This window comes from Spiribacter salinus M19-40 (genome assembly GCF_000319575.2).
Lineage (GTDB): Bacteria > Pseudomonadota > Gammaproteobacteria > Nitrococcales > Nitrococcaceae > Spiribacter > Spiribacter salinus.
In genome coordinates this window covers 517,090-529,565 of the sequence record NC_021291.1, presented here as the reverse complement: position 1 = coordinate 529,565, position 12,476 = coordinate 517,090, and the positions used below count along the sequence as shown (strand labels likewise).

Below are 12,476 nucleotides of genomic sequence, written 5' to 3'. Positions count from 1 at the left end.
GCAGGGGCTTTGCCGAGGTCTAGCTCGCACGGCATACTGGGTATGTTCTACAATTTGTCATCGTCGCCAGGGGAGTCCGCTGGACTGAGAGTGCGTTCTCGCGCAGACCCTGGAACCTGATCCGGTTTATGCCGGCGGAGGAAGCGCGACATGCCCCTGCTTAACCTGGCGGCGATTGCCGTCATTCTGCTGATTTTCGTGGCCATTGGGTCTCAAGCCCGTTCCATCGGTGGCCTTGACGATTACCTTACCGCCCGCCAGAGCCAATCTGGACTCACCCTGGGCCTATCCTTCCTCGCCTCCGGCATGGGGGCATGGATCCTGTTCGCGCCACCCGAGGTGGGCGCCTTTGTTGGGCCAGTCGCTGTGGCAGGTTACGCCCTGGGCTCCGCCCTTCCGTTCGTCGTGCTGGGCGTGATTGGGCCCACCATTCGGCGCCAGTTGCCCGCCGGGCGCAGCCTCACGGAGTTTGCCGCCAGCCGTTTTGGTGGTGCGATGCGGCGCTGGGTGTCGATTCTGTCGGTGCTCTACATGCTCTGCTTCCTCGCGGCGGAGCTCACCGCCATCGGCGCGATCACCACCCTCCTCTCCGGGCTCGACGGGCGCTACGTCATCGTGGGGGTCGCGCTTGCCACGCTGATCTACACCGCCATTGGCGGCCTGCGGGCCAGTCTGCTCACCGACCGCTGGCAGGCCTGGCTGTTGGTCGGCCTTGTTGGGCTGGTCGCCTTTGCCGCGTTGGCACTGGCACCTGCGAGACCCGGTGAGGCGGCACCGACAAGCACGCTGCCCAATACGGGACTCGCTGCATCGCTGGGTGTGGCCCTGACACTGATCATCGCGGTGACGGCCGCCAACCTGTTCCACCAAGGCTATTGGCAGCGGGTGTGGGCGGCGCGGGATGACCGCGCTCTGAAAACAGCGGCGCTCGTCGGCGGCGCCTCAACGGTCGGCGTTGTCGCTGTGCTCGGCGGTGCGGGCATCCTCGCCGGCCTGCGCGGGTTACCCCTCGGATCACCACCGATCCCGTTTTTTGCGCTACTGAGTGAAGCCCCGCAATGGCTCGCCTTACCCGCGCTTGTTCTCGCGATTACGCTGGTCGCCTCGTCAGTCGATACGCTACAAAACGCACTGGTCTCGCTTGGCGTCACGGAGTCACAGGCGATGGGCCTCACTGGGGCACGCTGGCTTTCCGCCCTGCTCATGCTGCCGGTGGTGGGGCTGGCGCTTCAGGAAATCTCGGTCCTGCGCTTGTTTCTCATCGCTGATTTGCTGTGTGCGACCGCGGTTGTCCCACTCTTGAGTGGCTTGTCTGAGCGGGTACCCACCCGGGCTGCCATCCTCGGCGCCGGGGCGGGGCTGATCGGCGCGGTGCTCCCCGGCACCGTTATGGGCGGGAGCATCGCAGCAGGCCTGGTGGCGGCCAGTTTTCCGGCTGCGGTACCCACGCTTGGACCATTCCTCGGCGCCCTGGTGGCCTCATCACTGATCACCGGGCTGGTGAGCGCCGGATGGCCGGTCAAGCGACCTGACTGAGCACCAGGCTGACAATGAGCACCAGCAGCGCGACGAATACCGCGGTAAACACAAACCCGGCGATAATAAAGGTACTGGCATTGCCCTGACTAAAATCCCGCTGCCTGGCCTCTTCGGTCTGGACACCAAACGCCGCCGCGATGGTGCTTTTCATCACCTGCCAAACGCTGGGGGGCCGCCGAGCCGGCCCCTGATCGGACACGGACGGATCAGGCTCGCTCATCATGACCTCCTTGGGTGTCGACGCGCATCAGCAACAGCGCCCCGGCCACAAACAATAAAATTAGCGCCAGCATCGAGTAGCGCACGTCACCGAACCACACGCCGAACAGCCCGAATAGCGGTGGACCAATGAGCGCCGCAAACTTGCCGAGCAGATTATAGAAGCCAAAAAACTCCCCCGCACGCTCGGGTGGGATCAAACCCGCGTAGAACGAGCGGCTCAACGCCTGCACGCCGCCCTGCACCAGACCAATCAACCCGGCAATCACGTAAAACTCCCAGGGCGAGGTGATCAACGCCCCCCAGATACAAATGCCGACATAACCAGCCAGCCCCACCAGAATGCCCGTCCGCGCGCCTGCCCACTCCCCCAGCCGTCCCATGGCGATGGCTGCGGGAAAACCCACGAACTGCGTGATCAGCAACGCAACGATCAAGTCGTTTTGCTCAAAACCAAGCGATCGCCCGTAGGAGACCGCCATTCGAATGGTGGTCCCCAGCCCGTCGATATAAAGCCAGTAGGCAATAAGAAAAATCCAGACGGGCCGGTAGGCCCGCAGATGCGTCAGGGTGCCGCGAAGCTGTCGCAGACCGCCGGTCATCACGGCCCCGTCCCCTGCCAGTGGCGCACGCTCGGGCACATCCCACGCCAAGGGCAAACTGAAAATCACCCACCACAAACCCGTGACCACAAACGCCGCCAGCGCCGCGTTCAATTCACTGGCCAAACCGAACCAGGGCGGATTGAGCACCGCCAGTACGCAACCGAGGTAAAGCAGCCCACCACCCAGATAGCCCAGGGCAAAACCGTATCCAGATACCCGATGCCACAGAGACGGCGGCGCAACACTGATCAGCAAGGCGTCGTAGAACAGATTAGCGGCCATGAAGCACACGGTGCCGAGCACAAACAGGGTAGCCGCAGGCGCCCAGGCATTTTCCGGCACAAACGCCAGGCTGGCGGTGGCCCCGGCCCCGATCAGGGCAAAGCTCAGCAAGGCGCGCTTATGAATCCCCGCGCGATCCGCCATGGCGCCAATAAGCGGCGCGATGATGATCAACAAGAGGCTGGCCAGCCCATTTGCCCAGCCGAGGCGTAAACTCGCCACGGCCGACGAGGCCCCCTGATTCCAGAAGTCCTGAAAAAGGATGGGAAAAAACCCGGCCAGAACGACAGTGGCAAACGCCGAGTTTGCCCAATCGTACAGCGCCCACGATCGAACGATCCGCTGGGAGGGCGCGGTCGTCATCGCCGGCCCGCCGGCGCCACCTCACGCAAATCGTGACGCAGGACCATGGCATCCTCCCGACCCGTTTCCGTGGGGTAATAATCCCGACGTCGACCGACACGGCGAAACCCCTCACTGTGGTAGAGGTGCACGGCGGGGGTATTGCTCGGGCGCACTTCCAGAAAGACCGACTCAGCGCCGAGCCGCTCACCCCGCTCTAGCGCGCGTTGCAACAGAGCCCGTCCCAGGCCTCGGTTATGCCACTCGGGATGAACAGCGAGGTTGAGCACATGGGCCTCGCCCGGCCCCATCGCCAGAACAAAATGACCGACAATACGATCGGTGGCGAGCTGCACCCAGCACTCATAGCCCATACGCAGGCAGTCGCGAAAGATATTCAGTGTCCAGGGGTAGTCGTAGGCGCTGGACTCCACCGCATACACCGACTCAAGGTCAGCCGGGCGCATGGGCCGGATGACGGGAAGAAAGCCAGCCGGATCGGCCGTCATGCCACAGCTCCCTGTAGCGCGCGCTTAACGGCCAGTAAATCCTCCCATGCCGCGGCTTTCTCGCCGGGGTATCGGAGCAGATAAGCCGGATGGTAAGTCACCCGAAGCGGAATCGTAGCCTCTCCCCATGCCATCCATTGGCCTCGCAATGTCCCAAGCCCGTCGCGCGTCCCAGTGAGTGTTTCAGCGGACACCTTACCCACCGCCAAAATACACGCGGGCGCTAGCAACCGGATCTGCGCCTCCAGCCACCCCTGGCAGGCCTGGACCTCACCACGCCGGGGATCCCGATCCCCGGGTGGGTGACATTTCGCTACGTTGGTGATGAACACATCATGCGTCCGGTCTAGCCCGATGGCCGCAAGCATGGCATCCAGCAGCTGGCCCGAGCGACCAACAAACGGCTCACCGCGGGCATCCTCGGTCTTCCCGGGCGCCTCGCCAACAATGAGCAGACGCGCCTGCCGATCACCGGATCCAGGAACAGCCTGGGTGCGGCCCTGGTGCAATTCACAGGCCTCACACCGGGTAATTTCGCGCTCGAGCCGAGCCCAGGCCTGACCCGTACCCGCCGATGAGGGCGGCGATCGCCAGACGGTCACGCCCATCTCGTAGAGCAGGCGTTTACGACGGACATCGAGCTCAGTCATGGCTGGTAAACCGCCGTCAGACGCCTTCTGTTTGCGGATGGGTCCGCGAGGCACCTCGGCGCAGCCGATTGAGCGCGTTCAGGTAGGCCTTCGCGGAGGCAATCACGATGTCCGTATCCGAGCCCTGCCCGTTCACGGTTCGCCCGCCACGCTCAAGTCGCACCGTCACTTCCCCCTGCGCGTCCGTTCCGGTCGTGATGTTGTTCACCGAGTACAACAACAGTTCCACATCCAGCTGCAGGATGCCCTGAATCGCACTGAAAGCCGCGTCCACCGGCCCATCGCCCGCCGCACTGTTGCGCTGCTCTTCGCCATCCACCAGCAACGTGACATCGGCTGTCGGTGTCTCGCCGGTCTCTGAGCAGCAACGAAAGGCCACCAGGCTGACCGTTTGTTCTTCCTCAAGGGCCGCCACAGCCTCGGTGGCGAGCGCCTGCAGATCTTCATCAAAGATCTCGTGTTTCTTGTCGGCCAGCTCCTTGAAGCGCTGGAAGGCCTCGTTGAGCTGCCCCGCCGTCTCGAAGCTGATGCCGAGCTCCTCACAGCGACTCCGAAACGCATTTCGGCCCGAGTGCTTGCCCAGCACCATCCGATTGGTACCCCAGCCCACGTCCTCGGCACGCATGATCTCGTAGGTCTCGCGGTGTTTGAGCACGCCGTCCTGATGAATACCCGACTCGTGGGCAAAGGCATTGATACCCACGATCGCCTTGTTTGGCTGCACCTGAAAGCCCGTGATGTTGGCCACTAGCCGGGAAGTCGGCAGGATTTCCCGCGTCTCGATGCGGGTGTCGCAGGGAAAATCGTCTCGCCGAGTCCGAAGGGCCATCACAACCTCTTCGAGCGCGGCATTGCCAGCACGCTCGCCGAGGCCATTGATCGTGCATTCGATTTGCCGGGCACCTTCCCGCACGGCGGCAAGCGAGTTGGCAACCGCAAGCCCAAGATCGTTGTGGCAGTGCACCGACCACACCGCCTGATCAGCATTCGGAATCCGTCCGCGAAGATCCCCGATCAGACCGGCAAACTGCCCAGGCAGGTTGTACCCGACGGTATCCGGCACATTGATCGTGGTCGCTCCCGCGTCAATCGCCGCTTCGATAATTCGGCACAGAAAATCCGGCTCGGAACGCCCCGCATCCTCTGGCGAGAACTCGATGTCATCACACAGATTGCGAGCCCGGGCAACGGCATTGACGGCGCGCTCAACCACCTCATCGGGCGTGAGCTGGAGCTTTTTCTCCATATGCACCGGCGAGGTGGCAATAAAGGTATGGATGCGCCCGGCCGCCGCCGGCGCAATGGCCTCCCCCGCCCGATCGATATCGGCCTCGTTCGCGCGCGCGAGACCACAGACCCGGGCGTCTTTGATCGTCTCCGCGACGGCACGGACCGACTCGAAATCGCCCTGACTGGCCGCGGGAAACCCCGCTTCAATGACATCGACGCGAAGGCGCTCGAGCGCCCGCGCGATGCGGACTTTCTCCTCGCGGGTCATCGATGCGCCGGGGCTCTGCTCACCGTCGCGCAGCGTGGTGTCGAAAATGGTGATCTGGTTCGCGTTGTTCATACGTTTATTCTACCCGGCATGACGCCGTTTGCGACGCCGACGACGGCGCAGGATGGTCAGTACGGGGCCAGAGCCCATGTAAGTCACCGCCATCGCGAATAACACGGTTGGTGGGTGAACCGACATCAAAGCCACCCCCAGCACACCGAGCACCATCACCACAAACGGCACTCGATAGCGGAAGTCCAGCTCTTTGAAGCTGTCATACCGAACGTTGCTGACCATCAGGATGCCCGCTACCAGGGTGATCACCAGTGCCGGGATACCCGCAGGCCAGCCGCCGAATTCCAGTCGGTCGCCGGCCCAGACTAACCCCGCCAGCGTGGCGGCAGCCGCGGGACTCGGCAGCCCCTGGAAATAGCGTTTATCCGCAACCCCCACCTGGGTGTTGAAGCGCGAGAGCCGCAAACCGGCACAAGCCGTGTAGATAAAAGCGCCCAGCCACCCAAGCTTGTTCCAGACTTCGCCCAGCTCACCCAGATCCGCCAGCGCCCACGAATAGATGACCAGCGCCGGCGCCACCCCAAAGGACACCATGTCGGCGATGCTGTCGTACTGCACCCCGAAGTCGCTTTGGGTATTCGTCAGTCGAGCCACTCGGCCATCCAGGCCATCCATCACCATGGCGACGAAAATCGCAATGGCGGCCAGCTCATAGGCACCCGCCTGGGCGGAGACGACGGCATAGAAGCCGAAGAAAAGCGCCAGGGTGGTGATCAGGTTCGGCAGGAGATAAATGCCCCGGCGCCGTGGCCGGCGCTCGGGGCGATCGTGATCGGTCATGCGCACCTCGATCGGGTGGCTGGATGACCGCTAGTTACGGCTGCGGTCCACCAGCTGGTTGGCCTTGATCCACGGCATCATGTCACGCAGCTTGGAGCCCACCTCCTCGATGGGGTGCTCAAAGGCGCGGCGACGCATGGCCTTGAGTCGGGGTGCCCCGGCCTGGTTCTCAAGGACGAACTCTTTGGCGAACTCGCCGTTGCGAATTTCCTCGAGGATCTGCTTCATCGCCTCGCGGGATTCCTCGTTGATCACCCGCGGGCCGCGCGTGAAGTCGCCGTACTCGGCGGTGTTGGAGATCGAGTAGCGCATATTGGCGATACCGCCCTGATAGAGCAGATCGACAATGAGCTTCGTCTCGTGGAGCACCTCGAAGTACGCCATCTCCGGCGCATAACCGGCATCCACCAGGGTCTCGAAGCCCGCCTCGATCAGCGAGGTGATGCCGCCACACAGCACGACCTGTTCGCCGAAGAGATCCGTCTCCGTCTCTTCCTGGAAGCTCGTCTCGATCACACCGGAGCGCCCGCCCCCGTTTGCCGAGGCATACGACAGGGCAATCTCCCGCGCACGACCGCTGGCGTCCTGATGGACAGCGATCAGACTCGGCACACCATTGCCTTCTACATAGGTCGAGCGCACCAGGTGTCCAGGGCCCTTCGGCGCGATCATCAGCACGTCCATGTCCGGCCGCGGCTCGATCTGCTGGTAGTGGATATTAAACCCATGGGCGAAGGCGATCGCGCCACCCTGGCGCAGGTTCGGGGCTACGAACTGTTCGTAGACAGCCGGCTGATGCTCATCTGGCAGCGTCATCATGACGAGGTCGGCCGCAGCGACTGCATCGGCTACCTCAGCGACCTCAAGCCCGGCCGAGCGGGCCTTCTCCGCGCTCGCGGAGCCCGCCCGTAAGCCAACCACAACCGGAACGCCGGATTCCTTGAGGTTATTGGCATGGGCATGGCCCTGAGAGCCATAACCCAGAATGGCCACCTTCATACCCTGAATGATGGAAAGATCAGCGTCCTTATCGTAGTAAACCTTCATGACTCCCCCGAGTGGTTGTTTCAGATACGCATTTGCTTCTCGCCGCGGGCGATGCCGATGACCCCCGACCGGACCACTTCCATCGGCGTTTTGCGATCGAGCAGCTCAAGAAAGGCATCCAGCTTGCTGCTGCGACCAATCACCTCGATGGTGAAGGTCTTGTCGGTGACATCCACAACCCGGGCCTCGAAAATATCGGCCAGGCGCTTGAACTCCTCGCGCGTCTCGCCAGACGTTGCCTGGACCTTGACCAGCATCAGTTCGCGCTCGATGTGCGTGGCCTCAGTGATGTCCAGCACTTTGACCACGTCGAGCAGTTTGTTGAGCTGCTTGAGGATCTGGTCAACGATTCGTTCATCACCCTGGGTGACCAGCGTCATGCGCGAGAGGGTCGGGTCATCGGTGGGCGCCACAGTCAGCGAGTCAATGTTGTAGCCCCGCGCTGTAAAAAGCCCGGCGATCCGCCCGAGTGCACCGAACTCGTTCTCCACGAGAATGGAAATGATGTGTCGCATAGCGTTTCGACCGGCGCCCGGCGTGACCCAATCTGATGATGTAAAGCCGGTCAACTTACGGGGCGCTGCAAAGGGCGTCAAGCAGGCGGGGGTGGGCGGCCGGGGCCGGGTCGGCTAACCTGTGGCGCATTCTTGCAACGCATAGGTCATCACTCGCATGCGCGCTAGCCAGTTTCCGCTCTTCACCAGCCGCGAGACCCCGGCAGACGCCGAGATCGTCAGCCATCAGCTCATGTTGCGAGCCGGTTTGATCGAAAAGATCGGCGCCGGGCTCTACACTTGGCAGCCGCTGGGCCTGCGAGTCATGCGCCGGGTCGAGCAGATCGTCCGCGAGGAGATGGACCGCATTGGCGCAATGGAAGTCCTCATGCCCGCGGTGCAGCCGGCCGAGCTGTGGGAGGAATCCGGGCGCTGGTCACTTTATGGACCGGAACTGCTGCGACTGACAGACCGTCATGAACGCGACTTCTGCATTGGGCCAACGCACGAAGAGGTGATCACGGATTACCTGCGTCGGGAGCTCCGAAGCTACCGGCAGCTGCCGCTGAGGTATTACCAGATCCAGACCAAGTTCCGCGACGAGATCCGTCCGCGCTTTGGTGTCATGCGGGCGCGGGAATTCGTGATGAAAGACGCCTATTCCTTCCACCTGGACCAGGCGTCACTGGAAGCCACCTACGCGGACATGCACAACGCCTACACCCGGATTTTTGAGCGCCTCGGCCTGCACTTTCGATCAGTGGGCGCCGACAGCGGCGCGATTGGTGGCAGCGTTTCCGAGGAGTTCATGGTCCTTGCCGACTCGGGCGAGGACGAGATTGCGAGTTGCACAGCCTGCGGCTATGCAGCGAATACGGAGCTGGCGACCAGCCGGCCAGTCGCCCCCACCGCGGACACCCCCTTGCCAGCGGAGGAGCGCGAGACACCCGATGTGCACACCGTCGCCGAGCAGTGCGCCTACCTCGACATCAGCCCCATGCAGGTGGTCAAGAGCGTTGTCGTGATGGCCGATGAGACACCCGCGGTGCTCTTTATCGCCGGCGACGACGAACTCAACCTGGTCAAGGTGGCGCATGCGCTCGATGCCGAGGATGTCCGACTGGCAGAGCCCGATGAGGCCCTGGCCGCAACCGGCGTGCCTCGGGGGTTCATTGGCCCCAAGGGCCTGCCCGAAGGTCTCACTCAGCGGGTCGACCACCGTGCGGCCGCACTGGTGAACTTCTCTAGTGGCGCCGGCCGCGCTGACTGGCACTGGATCAATCTGAACTGGGATCGGGATCTCCCGCTACCGCCTTGCGCCGACCTGCGCACGGCGGCTGCAGGCGAAGGCTGCCCATGCTGCGATGAGGGCCATCTCGTGATCGATCGCGGCATTGAGGTTGGCCACATCTTTCAGCTTGGTACCAAGTACAGCGAGTCGATGGACGCCCGGGTGCTCGACGAGGACGGCCATAAACAGCCTCTGATTATGGGCTGTTACGGCATCGGCGTCTCCCGTGTCGTTGCGGCTGCCATTGAGCAAAACCACGACGACCAGGGCATTATCTGGCCCGCGCCCCTCGCCCCCTTTGACGTGGCGATTGTCACGATCGGCGCAGACCGCTCGCCAGACGTCGCGGAGACGGCTGAACGGCTCTACAGCGAGCTTCGCGCAGCCGGGTATGACCCACTGCTGGACGACCGCGATGCCCGGCCCGGGGTTAAGTTTGCGGACATCGAACTGATCGGCATTCCCCATCGCCTCGTGGTCGGCGCCCGAGGCCTGGAGAACGGGGCGGTGGAGTACCGCGACCGCACCCAACCGGAGAACGAACAACTCCCAGTCGCTGACCTCCCTCAGGCGCTTGGTGAGCGAATGGGGTCGCCCGCTTCGTCCAGGGCTGGATAAGGCTCACCACGAGTGCGGCAGTGCTCGGCGATACGCGGATGCAGCCACTCAAACAGCGTGCGCTGATAGACCTCGGGCGTAAGCCGGGGCTGGTCGTAGAAACCGGCAACCTGCCGCTGGCGCTGGGCCTCGAACAGGATCACGGCGGCAGCCACCGAGACGTTCAGCGATTCCACGAGACCCGCCATCGGCACGGTAATGTGACCGTCAGCGAGCGCCGCGGCGCGCTCACTCACGCCCCATCGCTCCGCGCCCATGAGAATGGCACAAGGCGCCGAGTAGTCCACGGTGCGGAAATCGACCGCCGTTGGCGATAAATGCGCGGCATACACGGCCAGGCCCTCGGCCTGCAGCGCCACAATCGCCGTTTCAATATCCGCATGGGTCTGCATGTGAACCCACTGTCCGGCCCCGGCCGAGCAGTGGCGGTGGATTTCGAAAGCGGCATCCGGCAAGACCGCGTGCGCCTGGAAAACCCCCGTCGCATCACAGGTACGCAGGATGGCGCTCAAATTATGCGGTTTGTGCACCTGATCGAGCAGGACCCGAAGATCCGGCTGCCGCTGATCAAGCGTCGCCTTGAAACGAGCCAGACGGCTGGCACTCACAAGTTGTCCTCCCCCAGGGTTTGCCGGCTATTCTAATGCGATGACAGGCAAGCGAATACTGATCGCCGGTTGTGGGCGCCTTGGGACACGGCTTGGCACGGCATTGAACCAGGCCGGCGCGGAGGTGCATGGGCTGCGGCGCCACCCCCGGCATCTGCCTGCAGGCATTACCCCGCTAGCCGCTGACCTGCTGGCGGACCCGGATCTCAGCGACCGCCTTCCCCCCGGCCTCGATCAGGTGTACTACATCCTCACACCCCAAACCACCGACGATGCGGGTTACAAAGCCGCCTTCGTCACGGGCCTAACACGACTGCTTGAGGCCCTTTCGGCATCCGGGAATGCGCATGCCCGCGTCATTTTCGTCTCCAGTACCGGTGTCTACGGGCAGGATCAGGGCGAATGGGTCGACGAAGCCAGCGTGACCGAGCCGACCCGCTTTTCCGGCAGGCGCCTCCTTGAGGCCGAAACGTGCCTTCGGCGTCATCCCGGCGTATCCGTTGTCGTACGATTTGCCGGTATCTACGGACCAGAGCGTGACAGCCTCGTCCGCCGGGTTCGCTCGGGTCGCCCCTGCACAGACCCACCGCCGCGCTATACCAACCGAATTCACGAAGACGATTGCATTGGAGTCCTGAGGCACGTCGGACAGCTCGCCGCACCGGCCCCGCTCTATATTGGTGTGGACGACGCGCCTTGCACGCAGTGCGAAGTGATGGACTGGTTGGCATCTGCACTGGGCCAACAGCCACCCCGTCGCACGCCCGGCGGGACGCAGTCCGGTCGCCGCTGTCTTAATCAGCGCCTGCGCGCCAGCGGTTATCGATTCCGCTATCCGAGCTATCGACAGGGCTATCAGCGGCTGGTGCGTGCGGGGGTATAAACCTCAGGATCCTGCGAGGAGTAATAGGCGGCAAGATCGCGCATATCTTCCGTGCTCAGGTCAGCGGCCTGACCATTCATCAGCGCGTTTTGTCGATCGCCCGATTTGTAGGCCTGCAAAGCGTGGACGATGTAGTCCGGGTGCTGGCCGGCCAGGTTAGGCCACTCAGGATTGCTGGAGACACCGACCTCGCCGTGACAGGCCACGCAGGAGGCTGACTTCTCACGCCCCGCTTCACGGTCTCCGATGGGCTGTGCCACCACCGTGCCGGCCATCAGCATGGCGATCATCACAAGGGCATTCTGGATTACACGCATCATTCCGACTCTTCCTGTCCGGCTGAGGCAAAGTACGCCGCGATATCTTCCATGTCCTGTTCACTCAGCGTCGAGGCGAGCGCCTGCATGGTGCCGTGTTGGCGATCGCCGGCTTTATAGGCCTTCAGCGCCAGCACAATGTACTCGGCATGCTGGCCACCCAGTTTCGGGACGCGGTATGACGGATAGGCGTTGCGGTACCCATCAACGGCATGGCAGCCCATGCAGGTATACGCCTTATCCCGCCCGGCCGAGATATCCCCCTCGGCGGTAGCCAGGCCAGGCAACCCCAGCATGAGCAAGGCAAGCGCGGTCAGTGCCGCTGATCGCGTAATCTTCATCGTACTCCTCTTGGCCCCGTCGGCAGTGGCGCCTATATTTCCATGGATCGACACGGCGGTAAAGTTGCACAGGACGGGCGCCAGCCGTCGTCAAATAATCTCGAATCCGCTCATACCGAGATCATCCGCCGGCTCCGAGGTCACCGACGCGACCACGGCTCTGGGTGGGCCGTCATGCAACCAGGTTTCCAGCGCATCAAGGCCCGCGTTCGATCCGCAGGCCAGCACCTCCACACGGCCGTCGTCGCGATTGCGGACCCAGCCCGTCAGGTCATGTTGCGCGGCCTCTGCCTGCGTGCTGGCCCGATAGAAAACGCCTTGAACCTGCCCCTGGACGAGGAAACGCCGACACTGAATGGATGCTTTCGTCATCAGACT

15 protein-coding genes and 1 riboswitch are annotated in these 12,476 nt (G+C 63.1%); of the genes, 3 read left to right on the top strand and 12 right to left on the bottom strand.

Annotated elements, in window-relative coordinates; genetic code table 11:
* The first annotated feature begins 58 nt into the window (after positions 1-58).
* A riboswitch (TPP riboswitch) is annotated at positions 59-161 on the top strand.
* A complete protein-coding gene (locus SPISAL_RS02625) occupies positions 151-1,536 on the top strand; it encodes a sodium:solute symporter family transporter (protein ID WP_016352927.1) in 1,386 nt (461 codons plus the stop codon). Its footprint overlaps the riboswitch before it by 11 nt.
* Here the strand turns inward: SPISAL_RS02625 and SPISAL_RS02620 are convergent.
* Genes SPISAL_RS02620 through ilvN form a run of 8 tightly spaced genes read right to left on the bottom strand, consistent with a single transcriptional unit; the run spans position 1,520 to position 8,061 of the window.
* Positions 1,520-1,759 carry a DUF2970 domain-containing protein gene (locus SPISAL_RS02620; RefSeq protein ID WP_016352926.1) on the bottom strand — a complete coding sequence of 80 codons (240 nt, stop codon included), beginning with the start codon at positions 1,757-1,759 and terminating at the stop codon, positions 1,520-1,522. The two genes, SPISAL_RS02625 and SPISAL_RS02620, sit on opposite strands and share 17 nt — an antisense overlap.
* Positions 1,746-3,008: an MFS transporter gene (locus SPISAL_RS02615; protein ID WP_016352925.1), complete on the bottom strand. Its 1,263-nt coding sequence runs from the start codon at positions 3,006-3,008 to the stop codon at positions 1,746-1,748. The genes SPISAL_RS02620 and SPISAL_RS02615 overlap by 14 nt, the downstream gene beginning before the upstream one ends.
* Positions 3,005-3,496: a ribosomal protein S18-alanine N-acetyltransferase gene (rimI, locus tag SPISAL_RS02610; RefSeq protein ID WP_016352924.1), complete on the bottom strand. Its 492-nt coding sequence runs from the start codon at positions 3,494-3,496 to the stop codon at positions 3,005-3,007. Before rimI ends, SPISAL_RS02615 begins: the two co-directional genes overlap by 4 nt.
* Positions 3,493-4,146, bottom strand: coding sequence for a uracil-DNA glycosylase (locus SPISAL_RS02605; RefSeq protein WP_016352923.1), 654 nt, complete (start codon positions 4,144-4,146; stop codon positions 3,493-3,495). The genes rimI and SPISAL_RS02605 overlap by 4 nt, the downstream gene beginning before the upstream one ends.
* A gap of 16 nt (positions 4,147-4,162) precedes the next feature.
* Positions 4,163-5,716 carry a 2-isopropylmalate synthase gene (locus SPISAL_RS02600; RefSeq protein ID WP_016352922.1) on the bottom strand — a complete coding sequence of 518 codons (1,554 nt, stop codon included), beginning with the start codon at positions 5,714-5,716 and terminating at the stop codon, positions 4,163-4,165.
* A gap of 9 nt (positions 5,717-5,725) precedes the next feature.
* A complete protein-coding gene (pssA, locus tag SPISAL_RS02595; RefSeq protein ID WP_016352921.1) occupies positions 5,726-6,499 on the bottom strand; it encodes a CDP-diacylglycerol--serine O-phosphatidyltransferase in 774 nt (257 codons plus the stop codon).
* A gap of 30 nt (positions 6,500-6,529) precedes the next feature.
* Positions 6,530-7,546 (bottom strand): ketol-acid reductoisomerase, encoded by a 1,017-nt coding sequence (ilvC, locus tag SPISAL_RS02590; protein ID WP_016352920.1) that lies wholly within the window; start codon positions 7,544-7,546, stop codon positions 6,530-6,532.
* A 20-nt stretch (positions 7,547-7,566) separates the two neighbouring features.
* A complete protein-coding gene (gene ilvN, locus SPISAL_RS02585) occupies positions 7,567-8,061 on the bottom strand; it encodes an acetolactate synthase small subunit (RefSeq protein WP_016352919.1) in 495 nt (164 codons plus the stop codon).
* A gap of 157 nt (positions 8,062-8,218) precedes the next feature.
* Here ilvN and SPISAL_RS02580 point away from each other — a divergent pair, with 157 nt between their 5' ends.
* A complete protein-coding gene (locus SPISAL_RS02580) occupies positions 8,219-9,949 on the top strand; it encodes a proline--tRNA ligase (protein ID WP_016352918.1) in 1,731 nt (576 codons plus the stop codon).
* Here the strand turns inward: SPISAL_RS02580 and trmH are convergent.
* Positions 9,898-10,557 (bottom strand): tRNA (guanosine(18)-2'-O)-methyltransferase TrmH, encoded by a 660-nt coding sequence (gene trmH, locus SPISAL_RS02575; RefSeq protein WP_016352917.1) that lies wholly within the window; start codon positions 10,555-10,557, stop codon positions 9,898-9,900. The two genes, SPISAL_RS02580 and trmH, sit on opposite strands and share 52 nt — an antisense overlap.
* Before the next feature lie 40 nt (positions 10,558-10,597).
* Here trmH and SPISAL_RS02570 point away from each other — a divergent pair, with 40 nt between their 5' ends.
* Positions 10,598-11,440 carry an SDR family oxidoreductase gene (locus SPISAL_RS02570; RefSeq protein WP_016352916.1) on the top strand — a complete coding sequence of 281 codons (843 nt, stop codon included), beginning with the start codon at positions 10,598-10,600 and terminating at the stop codon, positions 11,438-11,440.
* Here the strand turns inward: SPISAL_RS02570 and SPISAL_RS02565 are convergent.
* The 3 genes from SPISAL_RS02565 to SPISAL_RS02555 all read right to left on the bottom strand — a co-directional run bounded on the left by SPISAL_RS02565 (position 11,413) and on the right by SPISAL_RS02555 (position 12,470).
* Complete coding sequence (locus tag SPISAL_RS02565; RefSeq protein WP_016352915.1) at positions 11,413-11,760, bottom strand: c-type cytochrome; 348 nt, start codon at positions 11,758-11,760, stop codon at positions 11,413-11,415. The two genes, SPISAL_RS02570 and SPISAL_RS02565, sit on opposite strands and share 28 nt — an antisense overlap.
* Positions 11,757-12,098: a c-type cytochrome gene (locus SPISAL_RS02560; RefSeq protein WP_016352914.1), complete on the bottom strand. Its 342-nt coding sequence runs from the start codon at positions 12,096-12,098 to the stop codon at positions 11,757-11,759. Before SPISAL_RS02560 ends, SPISAL_RS02565 begins: the two co-directional genes overlap by 4 nt.
* Positions 12,099-12,188: 90 nt before the next feature.
* Complete coding sequence (locus SPISAL_RS02555; protein WP_016352913.1) at positions 12,189-12,470, bottom strand: acylphosphatase; 282 nt, start codon at positions 12,468-12,470, stop codon at positions 12,189-12,191.
* Between the last annotated feature and the right edge of the window lie 6 nt (positions 12,471-12,476).

What these genes read in the sequence shown, in the direction of transcription:
- SPISAL_RS02555 (WP_016352913.1), bottom strand. Translation starts at nt 12,470, where the DNA reads ATGACGAAAGCATCCATTCAGTGTCGGCGTTTCCTCGTCCAGGGGCAG.
- SPISAL_RS02625 (WP_016352927.1), top strand. Translation starts at nt 151, where the DNA reads ATGCCCCTGCTTAACCTGGCGGCGATTGCCGTCATTCTGCTGATTTTC.
- SPISAL_RS02580 (WP_016352918.1), top strand. Translation starts at nt 8,219, where the DNA reads ATGCGCGCTAGCCAGTTTCCGCTCTTCACCAGCCGCGAGACCCCGGCA.
- SPISAL_RS02560 (WP_016352914.1), bottom strand. Translation starts at nt 12,098, where the DNA reads ATGAAGATTACGCGATCAGCGGCACTGACCGCGCTTGCCTTGCTCATG.
- SPISAL_RS02565 (WP_016352915.1), bottom strand. Translation starts at nt 11,760, where the DNA reads ATGATGCGTGTAATCCAGAATGCCCTTGTGATGATCGCCATGCTGATG.
- ilvC (WP_016352920.1), bottom strand. Translation starts at nt 7,546, where the DNA reads ATGAAGGTTTACTACGATAAGGACGCTGATCTTTCCATCATTCAGGGT.
- SPISAL_RS02615 (WP_016352925.1), bottom strand. Translation starts at nt 3,008, where the DNA reads ATGACGACCGCGCCCTCCCAGCGGATCGTTCGATCGTGGGCGCTGTAC.
- SPISAL_RS02570 (WP_016352916.1), top strand. Translation starts at nt 10,598, where the DNA reads ATGACAGGCAAGCGAATACTGATCGCCGGTTGTGGGCGCCTTGGGACA.
- SPISAL_RS02620 (WP_016352926.1), bottom strand. Translation starts at nt 1,759, where the DNA reads ATGAGCGAGCCTGATCCGTCCGTGTCCGATCAGGGGCCGGCTCGGCGG.
- rimI (WP_016352924.1), bottom strand. Translation starts at nt 3,496, where the DNA reads ATGACGGCCGATCCGGCTGGCTTTCTTCCCGTCATCCGGCCCATGCGC.
- SPISAL_RS02600 (WP_016352922.1), bottom strand. Translation starts at nt 5,716, where the DNA reads ATGAACAACGCGAACCAGATCACCATTTTCGACACCACGCTGCGCGAC.
- ilvN (WP_016352919.1), bottom strand. Translation starts at nt 8,061, where the DNA reads ATGCGACACATCATTTCCATTCTCGTGGAGAACGAGTTCGGTGCACTC.
- pssA (WP_016352921.1), bottom strand. Translation starts at nt 6,499, where the DNA reads ATGACCGATCACGATCGCCCCGAGCGCCGGCCACGGCGCCGGGGCATT.
- SPISAL_RS02605 (WP_016352923.1), bottom strand. Translation starts at nt 4,146, where the DNA reads ATGACTGAGCTCGATGTCCGTCGTAAACGCCTGCTCTACGAGATGGGC.